The organism is Ruegeria sp. SAZA006 (genome assembly GCF_059613465.1).
This window is the reverse complement of the sequence record NZ_JBXWSO010000016.1, coordinates 235,522-249,367: the sequence shown is the minus strand read 5'-3', so window position 1 is coordinate 249,367 and position 13,846 is coordinate 235,522. Positions and strand designations below refer to the sequence as shown.

At 61.5% G+C, this 13,846-nt stretch carries 12 protein-coding genes; 6 read left to right on the top strand and 6 right to left on the bottom strand.

Going from position 1 to position 13,846, the window contains the following annotated elements; all coding sequences use genetic code 11:
• Positions 1-45: 45 nt before the first annotated feature.
• The 3 genes from motA to thpR all read left to right on the top strand — a co-directional run bounded on the left by motA (position 46) and on the right by thpR (position 3,743).
• Positions 46-915, top strand: coding sequence for a flagellar motor stator protein MotA (motA, locus tag AC2FNZ_RS16325; RefSeq protein ID WP_093964093.1), 870 nt, complete (start codon positions 46-48; stop codon positions 913-915).
• Entirely contained in the window at positions 912-3,056 is a 2,145-nt protein-coding gene (locus AC2FNZ_RS16320) for a hypothetical protein (protein WP_496841266.1), read from the top strand. The genes motA and AC2FNZ_RS16320 overlap by 4 nt, the downstream gene beginning before the upstream one ends.
• Before the next feature lie 123 nt (positions 3,057-3,179).
• Complete coding sequence (gene thpR, locus AC2FNZ_RS16315; protein ID WP_496841265.1) at positions 3,180-3,743, top strand: RNA 2',3'-cyclic phosphodiesterase; 564 nt, start codon at positions 3,180-3,182, stop codon at positions 3,741-3,743.
• Here the strand turns inward: thpR and AC2FNZ_RS16310 are convergent.
• From AC2FNZ_RS16310 to betB, 3 genes are all read right to left on the bottom strand, one after another.
• Entirely contained in the window at positions 3,716-5,074 is a 1,359-nt protein-coding gene (locus tag AC2FNZ_RS16310) for an MmgE/PrpD family protein (protein WP_496841264.1), read from the bottom strand. The two genes, thpR and AC2FNZ_RS16310, sit on opposite strands and share 28 nt — an antisense overlap.
• Positions 5,071-7,515, bottom strand: a complete 2,445-nt coding sequence (locus AC2FNZ_RS16305) for a GcvT family protein (RefSeq protein ID WP_496841263.1) — start codon at positions 7,513-7,515, stop codon at positions 5,071-5,073. The genes AC2FNZ_RS16310 and AC2FNZ_RS16305 overlap by 4 nt, the downstream gene beginning before the upstream one ends.
• Before the next feature lie 142 nt (positions 7,516-7,657).
• Complete coding sequence (gene betB, locus AC2FNZ_RS16300; protein ID WP_496841262.1) at positions 7,658-9,112, bottom strand: betaine-aldehyde dehydrogenase; 1,455 nt, start codon at positions 9,110-9,112, stop codon at positions 7,658-7,660.
• A 187-nt stretch (positions 9,113-9,299) separates the two neighbouring features.
• Here betB and AC2FNZ_RS16295 point away from each other — a divergent pair, with 187 nt between their 5' ends.
• On the top strand, positions 9,300-9,629 hold the full coding sequence (locus AC2FNZ_RS16295) for a hypothetical protein (protein WP_093964087.1): 330 nt from the start codon (positions 9,300-9,302) through the stop codon (positions 9,627-9,629).
• A gap of 19 nt (positions 9,630-9,648) precedes the next feature.
• On the opposite strand, the gene AC2FNZ_RS16290 is transcribed toward AC2FNZ_RS16295, so the two are convergent.
• A complete protein-coding gene (locus AC2FNZ_RS16290) occupies positions 9,649-10,167 on the bottom strand; it encodes a potassium channel family protein (RefSeq protein WP_170525631.1) in 519 nt (172 codons plus the stop codon).
• A gap of 81 nt (positions 10,168-10,248) precedes the next feature.
• The gene (gene trhO / locus AC2FNZ_RS16285; protein ID WP_496834546.1) at positions 10,249-11,154 is read right to left on the bottom strand and encodes an oxygen-dependent tRNA uridine(34) hydroxylase TrhO; all 906 of its coding nucleotides are present in this window, start codon (positions 11,152-11,154) and stop codon (positions 10,249-10,251) included.
• A 96-nt stretch (positions 11,155-11,250) separates the two neighbouring features.
• Here trhO and pncA point away from each other — a divergent pair, with 96 nt between their 5' ends.
• Positions 11,251-11,844, top strand: a complete 594-nt coding sequence (gene pncA, locus AC2FNZ_RS16280; protein WP_093964084.1) for a bifunctional nicotinamidase/pyrazinamidase — start codon at positions 11,251-11,253, stop codon at positions 11,842-11,844.
• 4 nt (positions 11,845-11,848) lie between these two features.
• Here the strand turns inward: pncA and AC2FNZ_RS16275 are convergent, their stop codons facing one another.
• Positions 11,849-12,220 (bottom strand): hypothetical protein, encoded by a 372-nt coding sequence (locus tag AC2FNZ_RS16275; protein WP_254444245.1) that lies wholly within the window; start codon positions 12,218-12,220, stop codon positions 11,849-11,851.
• A gap of 328 nt (positions 12,221-12,548) precedes the next feature.
• On the opposite strand from AC2FNZ_RS16275, the gene pncB reads away from it, so the two are divergent.
• Positions 12,549-13,841, top strand: coding sequence for a nicotinate phosphoribosyltransferase (gene pncB / locus AC2FNZ_RS16270; protein WP_496841261.1), 1,293 nt, complete (start codon positions 12,549-12,551; stop codon positions 13,839-13,841).
• Positions 13,842-13,846 lie beyond the last annotated feature (5 nt).

Here is a 13,846-nt window from a genome sequence, read left to right as displayed (position 1 = left end):
CGCCATGAGCCCCACCCTCAAAGACCGCTCTGCCGGAGAGACCACATGATCGGAATTCTTGGAATCGTCTTTATTTTCGTAATGGTGTTCGGCGGCTACCTCGCCGCCGGCGGCAAGATGGCGATCATCCTCAAATCTCTGCCGTTCGAGATGATGATGATCGGCGGGGCCGCCATCGGCGCCTTTCTGATCAGCAATGACCTGTCGGCGGTCAAACACACGATCAAGGATCTGGGCAAGGTTTTCAAAGGCCCGAAATGGAAGCCCGAAGACTACCGCGATCTGCTGTGCCTTCTGTTCTCGCTGATCCGGCTTGCCCGTTCAAATCCGGTCGAGGTCGAGCAGCATATCGAAGACCCTGAAAACTCGACAATTTTTGCGACCTTCCCCAGGATACAGGCGGACAAAGAGGCGGTGGACCTGATTTGCGACACCATGCGGTCGGCGGCGATGAACTATGACGATCCACATCAGGTTGAAGAGGTTCTGGAAAAGCGGATGGATGCCAATTTCCACCATGCCATGCATTCCAGCCACGCCCTGCAAACTGTGGCGGACGGGTTGCCGGCACTGGGGATCGTCGCGGCCGTTCTGGGCGTGATCAAGACCATGGGCTCGATCGACCAACCGCCCGAGGTCTTGGGCAAGTTGATCGGTGGTGCCCTTGTCGGGACTTTCTTGGGCGTCTTTCTGGCCTACGGGCTGGTCGGCCCCTTCGCCGGAAAGCTGAAAGCGGTCGTGGAGGAAGACAATCACTTTTATCAACTGATCCGGGAAGTTCTGGTTGCCAACTTGCACAATCACAACCCCGCAATGTGTATCGAGGTTGGTCGCCAGAACACGCCGACCCACAATCGCCCCGGCTTCACCGAATTGGAGGAAGCCTTGAAAGAGATCAAGCAGGCGGCAGCATGATCCGGGTTTTTCTCCTGACTCTTGGCCTGAGCGCATCGGCAACTGGTGTGCTGGCGAAGGACGTTCCGGTGCGGTCCGGCGAACATGACGGCTTCACGCGGCTTGTTCTCAGCGTTCCTGTGGGCACCACCTGGAGCCTCGCCCACCGGAAAAACGGCGCTCGCCTGGCGGTCGATTTGGACGACGTGGAATTCAAGACCGGATCGGTCTTTGCACGATTGTCCGCAGGCCGGCTTGAGGCCATATCGCAGGCCGATCCCGGCGCGCCGCTTGAGCTGGACTTCGGCTGTGATTGCGCGGCGACCGCTTTTTTGTACAAGGATACGATGATCGTTGTGGACATCGCGGCAAAAAAAACCTTGCCTCCGCCAAGTCTGGACATTCCATCGATTGTGATCCCAGAGCAGACTTCCAAACGTCGTCCACAGGCCGAAACTCCATCAATTGAAATCGTTGCCCCCCTTCTGCAACTGGATCGCGATGGCCTGCAGCAGCGCCTTGCGACCCGTCTGTTGCAAGGCGCGGATCGCGAGCTTGTGGACCTGAACGTCACACCTCCGGGTCCGCGTGCCTCGGCGACTGAAACGCTTCCGGGCATCGCGCGGGATTTGCCTGCCCATATCCGGGTAAGCTCGATCCTTGACGAGTTGGGCAAACTGGGAGAGCCACCACTGCAACCTCTGGAGTCGCTGCCAGCCTGTATTTCGGATGCCGAATTGGGGTTCGACACCTGGTCTGACGGTCGGCCCTTTGCGCATGAGGTGGCTGAACTGCGGGCGGGGTTGTTCCTGGAGTTCGACAGGGTCGACGGATCCATCGCGCTCAAGCTTGCAAAGCTGTTGGCACACTGGGGTTTCGGTTCAGAGGCCATTCAGGTTCTGCAGTTGATGGAAGATGCATCGCCGGAACAGGAATGGATTCGAGCGGTCGCGCAAATAATTGATGATCAGCCTGTATCAGAGCCTAACCAACTGCGGGGGTTGCAACGCTGCGACGGCGCGGTTGCCATGTGGGCCGCGATGGCAGATGGCCAGTTGCAGGATGATGCGCAGCAGGAGCGGATGGAGCAGGCGTTCCTGAGGCTTCCTGAGCATCTACGCCGGATCCTTGGGCCCCGGCTGGCCGACATATTCGTCAAATCCGGTCAGCTTGAGGCCGCCCGGCGGGTACTACGTTCGGTGGATCGCGTCCAAACTCTGCAAGACCCCGAGGTGACACTCGCGCAGGCAACTGTTGCTGCCGCTGAGGGTGATGCGGACACCAGCGACATTTTGTTGAACGACGTCATCGACAACCCAAGCTCGGATTTGGAAGCCCCGCTTGCCCTGGCCCGGCTTGTTGAAAAGAAGTGGGCAGAGGGTGGGGCCGTTTCGCGACGGCAAATCGACCTGATCTCGGGCTATGCAATCGAAGTGCGCAATTCTGAATTGGGTCCGGTCATGGCCCGCAGTCACGCCCTGGCGCTTGCCCTGGGCGGCGAGTTTTCCGCGGCCTTCGATATTCTTGATGCCCATAGCCGAGACGAGACCTGGTCCGGCACGCGCAATCTTATCTTGCAGCTGGCAGCAGAGCGGGCCGATGACCTGACCTTCCTACGGTATGCAAGCATCCTAAAAAATCACGAATTAGAGTCTGCTTCGACCGAGACTTCGCTGTTGCTAGCCAAGCGTTTTGCGGACCTCGGCTTTGCCAAGCAAGCCCGAGACTTGACGGGCGCAGGTTCGGATGGGACGCGCAGGCGCGAACGCGCCATCCTTCGGGCACGGGCCGCGCTGCTGGAAAACCGACCGGATCTGGCCCTGCGCGAATTGGCCGAGGATCCCTCCGATGACGCTGAAAGGCTGCGGGCCCAAGCCCTGACGGATATGGGTAATTACGCGGCCGCCGTTGAGGCTTGGCGGGACATAGGGGATGAGGATACCGCCGCGCGCCTGTCATGGTGGGCGGGGTTCAACTTGGAAGAAGTTGGGGCGAAGGACACCGCGCTGGGGCGGGTCATAGATCTGAGCTCGACCCTGCGTGCGCCAGTGCAGCGAACCCCAGACAAGCCGATTTGGGATGCAGAACAGCTGCTTGAGGTCAGCGCCGACACGCGACAGAAGATAGCCGAATTGCTGAACGTGACAACTGAATTGAAATAGTCAGGATCGGCGCGACGAACGGCCGGCTTATGCGGCTCGCATTGAGAGCATGCGCTTGTCTGAAAATGCAAGCACCGGCAGACTGCCCGGCAAATTCAACCTTATCCAGATCAGGGGCAACGGATGTCCGGAGCGCTCATTCGGTGTTTTGTCGCCATTCCCGTATCTTCCGAAATCGCCCAGCTATGCACCGACGTCGCGCGCGCAGCACATAGCGGTCGAAGTTTGCCTGCTGAAAACCTTCATCTGACGCTGGCTTTCCTGGGCGACCGGACCCGGGACGCCTTGATTGAACTGAATGATCATCTCGAGGCGATTAAGTGCCGGACCTTTTCCATCAGACTGTCCGGGCTGGGCAGTTTCGGAAATTCGCTGCACATGGCGGTAGAGCCCGATCCCGAACTCCTGCACCTACATGAAAGCGTCCTGCAGTGCATTAGGCTGGCCGGGATGAGGCTGCAACGCCGCCGCTTTCGACCACATATCACCATCGTTCGGGGTATTGAATCGGCTCTAAACAAGGGCTTTTTGCAAATCCCAGTTCCCCAAGCCACCATGTTCGTGACCCAGTTCAACCTGAAGTCTTCGACATTACGGCCGGACGGGGCACGATATGAAACGCTGTCGACCTATCCTCTGCAACTGCAAGGTTGGTCCGGTCAGGCTGACAACTTGGCCGACCGGTAGAGAGGCTGCACCATGTCACTAAACCGGGTGCCGGGATCGGTAAGGTTCAAAACCGCCCTGCTCAGATTCTTGGCAGCAGACTCTCCGATTTCTGCAGAAGAAAACTCGACAAACTTGTCGATGACGTCCTGTCGCGACATCGGAGCCTCAGGCCCGCCCCGGGCATGGATGTCGCCCGAGCTGAAAACGCGACCGTCTTGCGTCGTTACCTGAACGTCGGCCCAGCGCCCGGCGGGAAAGCGGGAATTATGGCGGTCCGACTCGGATACGGTGATGCGGTTCAGGAAATCGGCGACGATCGGATCGGATAGTCCATCGCCGCTGATGTGCTCTACCCCGATCCGCCCGTGTACTGCAAAAGTCGAGACGGCAAATGGCAGCGAGTATTGCGCCTGCGACGTTGTCTCGGGCATCCCCGAATACAGTTGAACCGCTTCGTGAAAACTATGTATCTCGACGCGGGCGATCTGGTCATGGGTCAGATCGTGCGTGTTCATCACCGTGCGCAGCCCGTCGATGGCGGCATGGGCCCAGCGGCAGATCGGATAGGGTTTCACGTATTGATGTTCCATCTGCCAAAATGTGCCGAGGTCCTGCCAATAGGGTGCCGCGCGGGCTTCCTCGATGGTGATGGCGGGGGCGCCGGTAAAGCCGCGCTCGGCCAGAATCGCCGCCGACAAGCCTACCAGCGCGCCCCAGCCCGAGCCGTCATGCAGCATGGTCGGGTTGGCGATTTCGCGCATCATCTGGCTGCGGGGGCCGTGATATTCGGCAATGCCAAGGCCTTGGCGCAACTGGTCCGGTGAATGGCCCCGCAAGCGGGCCGCCATGGCAACCACGCCCAGTGCGTTCCACGCCCCCGAGGTGTGATAGTCACTGACGGTGGCGTGCAGGGCGATACCTGCGCGGCCCGCGATTTCGTAGCCGGTGATGACGGCGGCCAACGCATCGGGTCCCGACAGGTTTGGGCAGTGCTCGGTCAATGCGCACAGCGCGGGTATGACCACGACACCGATATGCCCCTTGGTCGGGTTGTAGCCGTCGTGTCCGTCGAGATTGTCGGTCTGCGTGGCGGCAGCGTAGGCCGCGCCCGCCAGACTGACCCGACGCCCATCACACAGCATCCGCGCCGAGAACGCATGATCGGTCGTTCCGTACAGCAATTCCGCAGTATCGCGGGCGATCACGCCGGCCTCCATCGGGGTCGAGCCGATCACGATGCCCAAAGTATCCAACAGCATCAGGGCCGCCGCTTCGCGCGCGCTGTCGGGCATCTGGTCCGCCGGGCGGTTCAGAACAAACTCGGCAACGCGGGCGAAGGTTTCGGTCACTTGGCACCCTCCATCGCCGGTTTTTGGTCACGCAGGCGCAGGCCCTTGGGGTCGAACGGAGGCGCATGCAGGATCCGCGCCCTGTGCGGCTTGCCCAGGATGAAGACATGCACCTCGTCACCCGGCTGAGCCACGGCTGGGTTGGCATAACCAATGGCCAGCGACTTGCCGACCGTATAGCCATAGGCGCCCGAAGTGACGCGCCCTACGGGCGTCCCATCGGGGGTGAAGATCGGCTCGCCTCCGCTGGCATCGGCATCGTGGGTGACATCAACCTCGAAGATCGACAGCACCTCGCGCGCGGGATTGTCCTTGATCGCCAGCCAAGCCTCCTTGTGCAGGAAATCCTTGTCTGGCTTGATCAACCCATCCAGACCGACCTCGTGTGGCCAGTACTCCTGAGAATACTCGCGCCCCCATGAGCCATAGCCTTTTTCGATCCGCAACGCGCCCAGAGCCCGGCTGCCGACCGGCCCGCCACCGCAGGCGCGGGCCGCGTCCAGAAGCGCTGTATAGAGTCTGATCTGATCACTTTCGGCGCAGTGCAGCTCCCACCCCAGATCGCCGGTGAAGCTGACGCGGATGGCAAGGCAGGTGACCCCGGCAACCTCGATCGTGGCCGAGCGCATGAAGCGGAACGCCTCATTCGACAGGTCGGCGTTGGTCAGCCGTTGCAAGGCCTCGCGCGATTTCGGGCCAGCGATGTTGAAGCCCGCGATGCGGTTGGTGGCAACTTCGAAGGTGGTGCCCTCGGGCATGTCCACCATGTTGAAGAACCGTTGGTGATAGCGTTCGGCCATACCCGAACCAATCATCATGTAGTCGTCTTGGGCCGTCTTGGTGATGGTGAAATCGCCCGCCACACCGCCACGCACGGAAATCAGCGGGGTCAGGCATGAACGTCCCACCTCGGTCGGCACCCGGTTGGCCACCAACCGATCCAGCCAGTCATGCGCGCCCGGCCCCTTGATGACGTAGTTGGCAAAGTTCGAGATGTCGATCACGCCCACGCGCTCGCGCAGCATCCGGGCCTCGTGCCCTACCGGTTCGAACCAGTTCTGGCGGGTGAAGCCGTTGGTCTCGACCGTTCCGGGCTGGTCGGCGAACCACAGCGGGTGTTCCCAGCCGCAGTTCAACCCAAAGACCGCGCCCATCTGTTTCTGCATCACGTAAGCGGGGCGCAGGCGGGCGGGGCGGCCGGCGCTGCGCTCTTCGTTCGGGAAATGGATGGCGAAGCGGTGGGAATACTGGTCGGCGACCCGCGCCTTGGTGAAGTTCTTGTCGGCCCATTCGCCGAACCGCGCCAGATCCCAGGCGAACATGTCGTATTGCGGCTCGCCCTCGATCATCCATTGCGCGGCCAGCAGCCCCAGCCCGCCCGATTGCGAAAAGCCGGGGATGATACCGGTGCAGCAGAAATAGTTGCGCAGCTCGGGCACCGCCCCCCAGATGGCGTTGGAGTCCGGAGACCAGATCATCGGGCCGTTGATCACCCGTTTCACGCCTGCGGTCGCGGCCACCGGCACACGTTCGGTCGCGCGGATCACGTTCTCCATGATCCGGTCCAGATCGTCGGGAAACAGGTCATGGGCGAAATCCAGCGGCGTGCCATCCTCGGCCCAGAACCGCATGTCCTTCTCATAGGCGCCGATCAGCAACCCGTTGCCTTCCTGCCGGAAATAATACTCGCCGTCGCGGTCGGCGATCGAGGGCAGGCGGCGGCCAAGGGTTGCCACCTCGTCAATCGCTTCGGTCACGAAATACTGGTGCTCGGTCGGTTGCAGCGGCAGGGCCAGCCCGGCCAAAGCCGCCACCTCACGCCCCCACAACCCGGCTGCGTTGACCACCCATTGGGTGTGGATGTCGCCCTTTTCCGTGCGCACGATCCACGAGCCATCGGGCTGCGGTTCAGTCCCGATTACGGGGCAAAACCGCTGAATCTCGGCCCCCAGCGCCCGCGCCCCGGCCGCATAGGCATGGGTCACCCCCGAGGGGTCCACGTTGCCGCCGTCGGGTTCATACATGATGCAGCGGACATCATCGAACTGCGCCAGCGGGTGCAGCTCCATCGCCTGCTCGCGGCTGATCTCATGGAAGTTCAGGCCATAGAACCGCGCCTTGGCCTCTTGCAGGCGCAGCTGGTGCTCGCGCGCTTCGGTCTGGGCCAGATACAGCGAACCCGGCTGGAACACGCCGCAGCCCTGCCCGGTTTCCTGCTCCAGCTGCTTGTACAGGTTCATCGTGTAGTGCTGGATGCGGGTGACGTTGTTGTTGTCGTGCAGCCCGTGAATGTTGGCCGCCGCGTGCCAGGTTGAACCGCTGGTCAGCTCGTCCCGCTCCAGCAGGATCACGTCGGTCCAGCCCAGCTTGGCAAGGTGGTAGAGGATGGAACAACCGACAAGGCCCCCTCCGATCACGACGGCTTGTGCATGGGTTCTCATTGGACTTCTCTCCTGACTGGCGGGGGCGCGTCACCCCTCTGCATCAGAAGTCAGCCACAGTGTCCGCACACCGTATGCTCTGTTCCCGACCCCAGATGTCGGGAACAGTGCAAGTTGGGCCGGAATCCCGATTTGGGATCGTCTAGTAGGGTGCCTCGACGTCGTTCATCGAAACATAGACGGTTTTCATTTCCGAGAAATGGTTGATCGCCAGCTTCGAATTCTCGCGCCCGACACCCGACATTTTCGACCCGCCGAACGGCGCCTCGACCGGGGCGAGGTTGTAGGTGTTGATGTAGCAGGTGCCCGCCTCGAACCCGGCCACCACGCGATGGGCGCGGGTCAGGTCCTTGGTGAACACGCCGGCGGCCAGGCCGAACTCGGTGGCGTTGGCGCGGGCCATCACTTCGTCCTCGGTTTCGAAATCCAGCACCGACATGACGGGGCCAAAGATCTCCTCGCGGGCGATGGTCATGTCGTCTGTCACGTCGGCAAAGACCGTGGGCTGAATGTAGAAGCCTTCGCGGTCCAGCCGCGCACCGCCATGGACCAGCCGTGCGCCCTCGGTCTTGCCCTTCTCGATATAGCCCAGAACGATCTTCATCTGGTTCTCGCTGACCATCGGGCCGAAATTCACGGCCTCATCCATCGGGTCGCCGATCTTCACATTGGCCAGACGTTCGGTCAGACGGGTCAGGAAGGCCTCTTTTATGTCTTTCTGCACGAAGACCCGCGTGCCGTTGGAACAGACCTGACCCGAGGAATAGAAGTTGCCCAAGATCGCACCCGAGACGGCGTTGTCGATATCGGCATCGTCGAACACGATCAGGGGCGACTTGCCGCCCAGTTCCATCGTGACGTGCTTCATGCCCTCGGCCGCGGCGGCATAGACCTTGCGGCCCGTGGGCACCGAGCCCGTCAGCGACACCTTGGCCACGCGCGGGTCGGTGACCAGCGCGGCGCCCACGTCGCCATAGCCCTGAACCACGTTGTAGATGCCTTTGGGCGCACCGGCCTCGATCAGGATCTCGGCCACTTTCAACGCCGACAAGGGGGTGGTTTCCGAGGGTTTGAACACCATCGCATTGCCGCAGGCCAGCGCCGGAGCGCCCTTCCAGCAGGCGATCTGGGTCGGGTAGTTCCACGCGCCGATGCCGACGCAGACGCCCAGCGCCTCGCGGATGGTATAGACGAAATCGCCGCCGCCCAGCGGGATATGCTCACCGGTCAGTGACCCGGCCAGCCCGCCGAAATATTCCAGCGCATCCGCGCCCGAGGTCGCATCGGCCACCAGCGTTTCCTGCAACGGTTTGCCGGTGTCATGGGTTTCCAGGATCGACAGCTCGCGGTTGCGGTCGCGCAGGATGTCGGCGGCGCGGCGCAGGACGCGGCCGCGCTCGGTCCCGGTCATGGCCGCCCAGGCCTTTTGCGCGCGCTTTGCACTTGTTAGAGCCTGTTCGATGATCTGCGGCGTCGCCGAATGCAGGCGGGCGATGACCTCGCCCGTGGCCGGATAGATCACGTCGATCGGGGTGCCTGCGGTGTCTTCGACATATTCGCCATCAACAAAGTGGCTGGCCTTGGGCTGAACATTCATTGCGGATCCTTTTTTCTCGGGCCCCGGGGAGTCAGGTGCCGGTCGGTTTCATCCGCAGGTAATGATTATTGATTGATCAGTCAATAAAGCGCTGCTTTGGGCGAATTTTTGCCAACAAAAAAAGGGACCCTCTTGAAAAAAACGGTTAATGTTCCATTTCTGTTCTGCATGATCGGAGGATCACCAGATGGAACAGTCATTGCGCAAATCCACCCCGATGGGGCCGACCAACGACTACCACATTCTGCCCGTCACAGACCGTCAGATGCGCTATGCGCGCGCGATCGCCCAGCAGTCCGCTCTGGAGATCCCGGTCGAGGCGCAGCGCGACCGGCGATCCATGTCCGATTGGATCTCGGCGCACAAGCCGCACGATCCCTCCCCCTTTGCCGACTACCCGACGGGTAAACAGGTGGCCTTTGCCGAGCGGATCTCGCGCACAAAACGCCGCCCGATCCCCAGCGAGTGCTTCCGCGACAAACGTGCGATGTCGCAATGGATTGATCGGAACAAGTGAAGAAATGTGGCCGGCGGGCTCAGGCGTCTTTGTCATGGCGATGGCGATGCGACCGACCATACAGCCCCACGGCCGCTGCCACGAACAGACCCAGTAGAATATAGCCGGTAATCGCCTCAGCTACGGCAAGGGCGCGGCACACACCAACTGGCCGCAAGTCACCAAAACCAACCGTCGTGAAGGTAACATACGAGAAATACAGGACATCCGCCGGACCGCGGGCGCCTTCAACGCACAGATCGAAGTACCCGTATGACCCGTAGACTGCAGCGAACAGAAACGGCACGACCTGGATGAAGGAAATTCCCATCAGCAGCAACTGCCGCTTGGGCGAGCGCACAAGCGCCATGTAGTACCAGGTTTGAGAGAACAGCCAAATCGCCAACCCGATGGTGGCCGCGGCTCCGATCGTGTCGCCGGCGGCGGATTCGGTCAGGTGTGAAAGGATGTACCAAGCCAGAGCACTGAGCATGACAAGGCCCATCGCTGCGATCAGCGTGGGCTTCCAATCCTGCAATGTGGTTGGATCATGCGCCATCGTCCCCCCTCCCCAAGCACGGGTACCGGCCATATTTTAACGCCGGGCGCATCATCGCAAGCTTTTTTGCGGGATTCGAAGCTATTGTCCGCCGATATGCTCTTCGCCCCGCGCCCGTGCCAGCGTGATCTGTTTCTGCCGTTCGCGGAACCGCGCCTTGTCGGCCTCGGACGTCTCGTGGATGCACTGGTGGCAGGACACGCCATGCTCGTATTCGGGGCGGTCCCTGTCCTGAGGCAGGATCGGGCGGCGGCAGCCATGACACAGCTGGTGCGGCCCCTCGACCAGCCCGTGCCCTACGGAAACACGATTGTCGAACACGAAGCACTCACCCTTCCAGGTGCTGTCTTCGGGCGGGACCTCCTCGAGATAGCGCAGGATGCCGCCCTTCAGGTGATAGACATCCTCGACCCCTTGCCCCAGCAAATAGTTGGTGGATTTCTCGCAGCGGATGCCGCCGGTGCAGAACATGGCGACGCGCTTGTTGTGGAACCGGTGCTTGTTCTGCTCCCACCAGGTGGGAAAATCGCGGAAACTGGCCGTTTTAGGGTCGATTGCGCCGTCGAACGTGCCGATCGACACCTCATAGTCATTGCGCGTGTCGATCACCACCACGTCATCCGAACGGATTAGGTCGTTCCAGTCCTGCGGCTCGACATAATGGCCGGTGCGGGCGCGCGGATCGACATCCGGCTGGCCCATGGTCACGATCTCTTTCTTCAGGCGCACCTTCATCTTGCCAAAGGGCGGCTGGCTGGCGGTGGCCTCTTTCCATTCCAGATCGGCACAGCCCGGCAGCGCCCGGATATGCGCCAGCACCGCGTCGATCCCGGCGCGGGGGCCGGCAATGGTGCCGTTGATGCCTTCATGCGCCAGCAGCAGTGTGCCCTTGACCGACTGCGCGCGGCACAGCTCCAGCAGCGGCACACGCAAGGCCTCCGGGTCGGCAAAACGGGTAAAGTGATACAGTGCGGCGATCGTGTACATGGCCGCGATCTAATGCGCGGCCCCCCGCAACGCAAGACACCGCATTGACGACCCCCGCCCGCCCCCCTACCGATAGGACACGCAAAGGAGGCCGCCATGACCCATGCCCTGATCGTGATCGATGTCCAGAACGACTTCTGCCCCGGCGGCGCGCTGGCGGTTCCCAACGGGGATGAGATCGTCGCCCCGATCAACGCTATGATGCCCGATTTCGATGCGGTGATCCTAACGCAGGACTGGCACCCGGCGGGTCATTCCTCGTTCGCGTCATCCCATCCGGGCAAGGCGCCTTATGATCTGGTCGAGATGCCCTATGGCCCACAGGTCCTGTGGCCCGACCACTGCGTGCAGGGCACGCCCGGCGCCGAATTCCACCCCGACCTGCGCACCGACGCCGACCTGATCCTGCGCAAGGGCTTCCGCAGTGCGATCGACAGCTATTCGGCCTTCTTCGAAAACGACCGCACCACGCCCACCGGACTGGAAGGCTATCTGCGCACGCGCGGGATCGACCGGCTGACGTTGGTAGGCCTGGCGACCGATTTCTGCGTGCATTATTCGGCGGTGGATGCGGCCCGGCTGGGCTTTGACGTGACCGTCAGAACCGACGCCTGCCGCGCAATCGATCTGGATGGGTCGCTCGCAGCGGCGGAACAGGCCATGCACGACTCGGGCGTTACGCTGGCTTAGCGGTTCAGGGCGTCGCTCCGGCCGCAGCCAGATATTTCAGCAGGACGAACACGATAACCGCAAGGCCAAGGGCGAAGCCAATGCGCCCAGGCACGGTTCTTCGGTCAGGTTTTGCGGGCGCAGGTGTGGCCGGTTGCGGGCGGCGCACCGGATCGCGGCGTTTGATGCCGATCCCAGGCTGCGCGGTGCGGACATGGCGCAGAAAGCCGCGCAGATCGAATTCACCGCAATACTGGCCGCGCAATCCCGTGGCCCGAATATTTGCAAACAGCTGGCGCAGGACCTTTTCGCGGGCCGCGGCGTCTTCGGGCGGATAGAAACCACGCGATTCACCACTGCCGTGGCTGTCCAGAATGAATCCGGCATCTACGAACACCTGACGCAGATTCGGTGACGCCCCCCTCAGAGCATCAGCCGTCTTCACATCGCGAAAACGCGCGCAGACCGTTGCGGTTTTCGGCTCAGTCGTAGCCGACGAACCGCAATCGCCCCCATCTTTTGCAATCGTTACAATATCAAAGTCGTAAGCCAGACCCATTCAACCAACTACTACCTTCTCGTACCATCCCACCGACTAACTAGACCGCGAAAAGAACAGACATTATGCCCGCATTATGGCCTGTCCTTGGCATTGTTACCAAATCCGCGACTCTTGCCATTCACCGCCCTGATTGATCTAACAACGGAAATGGCAGGAGTTCCCCATGGTCGACATCGCGACCCGTGTCTACAATCACAAATGGAAGATCGACCCGATTGTCCGGTCGTTGATCGACACGGACTTCTACAAACTGCTGATGTGCCAGTCAGTGTTTCGAAACCGACCCCAAACAACGGTCGAGTTTTCCTTGATCAACCGCTCGAATCACGTCCCCCTGGCCAAGTTGATCGACGAGGGCGAACTGCGCGAACAGCTGGACCATATCCGCTCGCTCAGCCTCAGCCGGGGTGAAAGCACCTGGCTGCGGGGCAATACCTTCTACGGCAAACGCCAGATGTTCCGCCCCGATTTCATGGAATGGTTCGAGAATCTGCGCCTGCCGCCCTATCACCTCGAACGCCGCGGCGATCAGTACGAGCTGACATTCGAAGGCAAATGGCACGAGGTCATGCTGTGGGAGATTCCTGCCTTGGCGGTGCTGATGGAGCTCCGCTCACGCGCGGTTCTGAACGACATGCGCCGGTTCGAGCTTCAGGTTCTCTATGCCCGCGCCATGACCCGTGTCTGGGAAAAAATCGAAACGCTGCGCAGCATTCCCGGTTTGGGGATCGCAGATTTCGGCACCCGGCGGCGGCATTCCTTCCTGTGGCAGGACTGGTGCGTGCAGGCGATGATCGAAGGGCTGGGCCCGGCCTTCACGGGAACGTCGAACTGCCTGATCGCCATGCGGCGCGAGGTCGAGGCGATCGGCACCAATGCACATGAACTGCCGATGGTCTATTCGGCGCTGGCCGAAACCGACGAGGAACTGGCCCGCGCGCCCTATGACGTGCTGAGCGACTGGCATGACGAACATGACGGCAACCTGCGGATCATCCTGCCCGACACCTATGGCACCAAGGGGTTTCTGGACCGTGCGCCCGACTGGCTGGCCGGCTGGACCGGCATCCGCATCGACAGCGGCGATCCGGCCAAGGGCGCCGAGATCGCCATCGACTGGTGGAAATCGCGCGGCGAGGATCCCAGCCAGAAACGGATCATATTCTCGGACGGGCTCGATGTGGACAAGATCCGCGAATTGCATGGCCAATTCGCGGACCGGGTGAAGGTCTCGTTCGGGTGGGGCACGTTGCTGACCAACGATTTCCGCGGTCTGGTGCCGGGGGATGCGCTGGCGCCATTCTCGCTGGTGTGCAAGGCAGTCTCGGCCAATGGGCGGCCGACGGTGAAACTGTCGGACAACCCCGAAAAGGCGATGGGGCCGAAAGACGAGATCGCGCGCTACAAGCGCGTCTTTGGCGTAGGGGAACAAGAAGCGATCGAAGTGATCGTCTAGCCCGG

Bases quoted from the DNA above. Each gene is read 5' to 3' on its own strand.
- motA (WP_093964093.1), top strand. From the start codon at position 46: ATGATCGGAATTCTTGGAATCGTCTTTATTTTCGTAATGGTGTTCGGC.
- AC2FNZ_RS16320 (WP_496841266.1), top strand. From the start codon at position 912: ATGATCCGGGTTTTTCTCCTGACTCTTGGCCTGAGCGCATCGGCAACT.
- thpR (WP_496841265.1), top strand. From the start codon at position 3,180: ATGTCCGGAGCGCTCATTCGGTGTTTTGTCGCCATTCCCGTATCTTCC.
- AC2FNZ_RS16305 (WP_496841263.1), bottom strand. From the start codon at position 7,515: ATGAGAACCCATGCACAAGCCGTCGTGATCGGAGGGGGCCTTGTCGGT.
- betB (WP_496841262.1), bottom strand. From the start codon at position 9,112: ATGAATGTTCAGCCCAAGGCCAGCCACTTTGTTGATGGCGAATATGTC.
- AC2FNZ_RS16295 (WP_093964087.1), top strand. From the start codon at position 9,300: ATGGAACAGTCATTGCGCAAATCCACCCCGATGGGGCCGACCAACGAC.
- AC2FNZ_RS16290 (WP_170525631.1), bottom strand. From the start codon at position 10,167: ATGGCGCATGATCCAACCACATTGCAGGATTGGAAGCCCACGCTGATC.
- trhO (WP_496834546.1), bottom strand. From the start codon at position 11,154: ATGTACACGATCGCCGCACTGTATCACTTTACCCGTTTTGCCGACCCG.
- pncA (WP_093964084.1), top strand. From the start codon at position 11,251: ATGACCCATGCCCTGATCGTGATCGATGTCCAGAACGACTTCTGCCCC.
- pncB (WP_496841261.1), top strand. From the start codon at position 12,549: ATGGTCGACATCGCGACCCGTGTCTACAATCACAAATGGAAGATCGAC.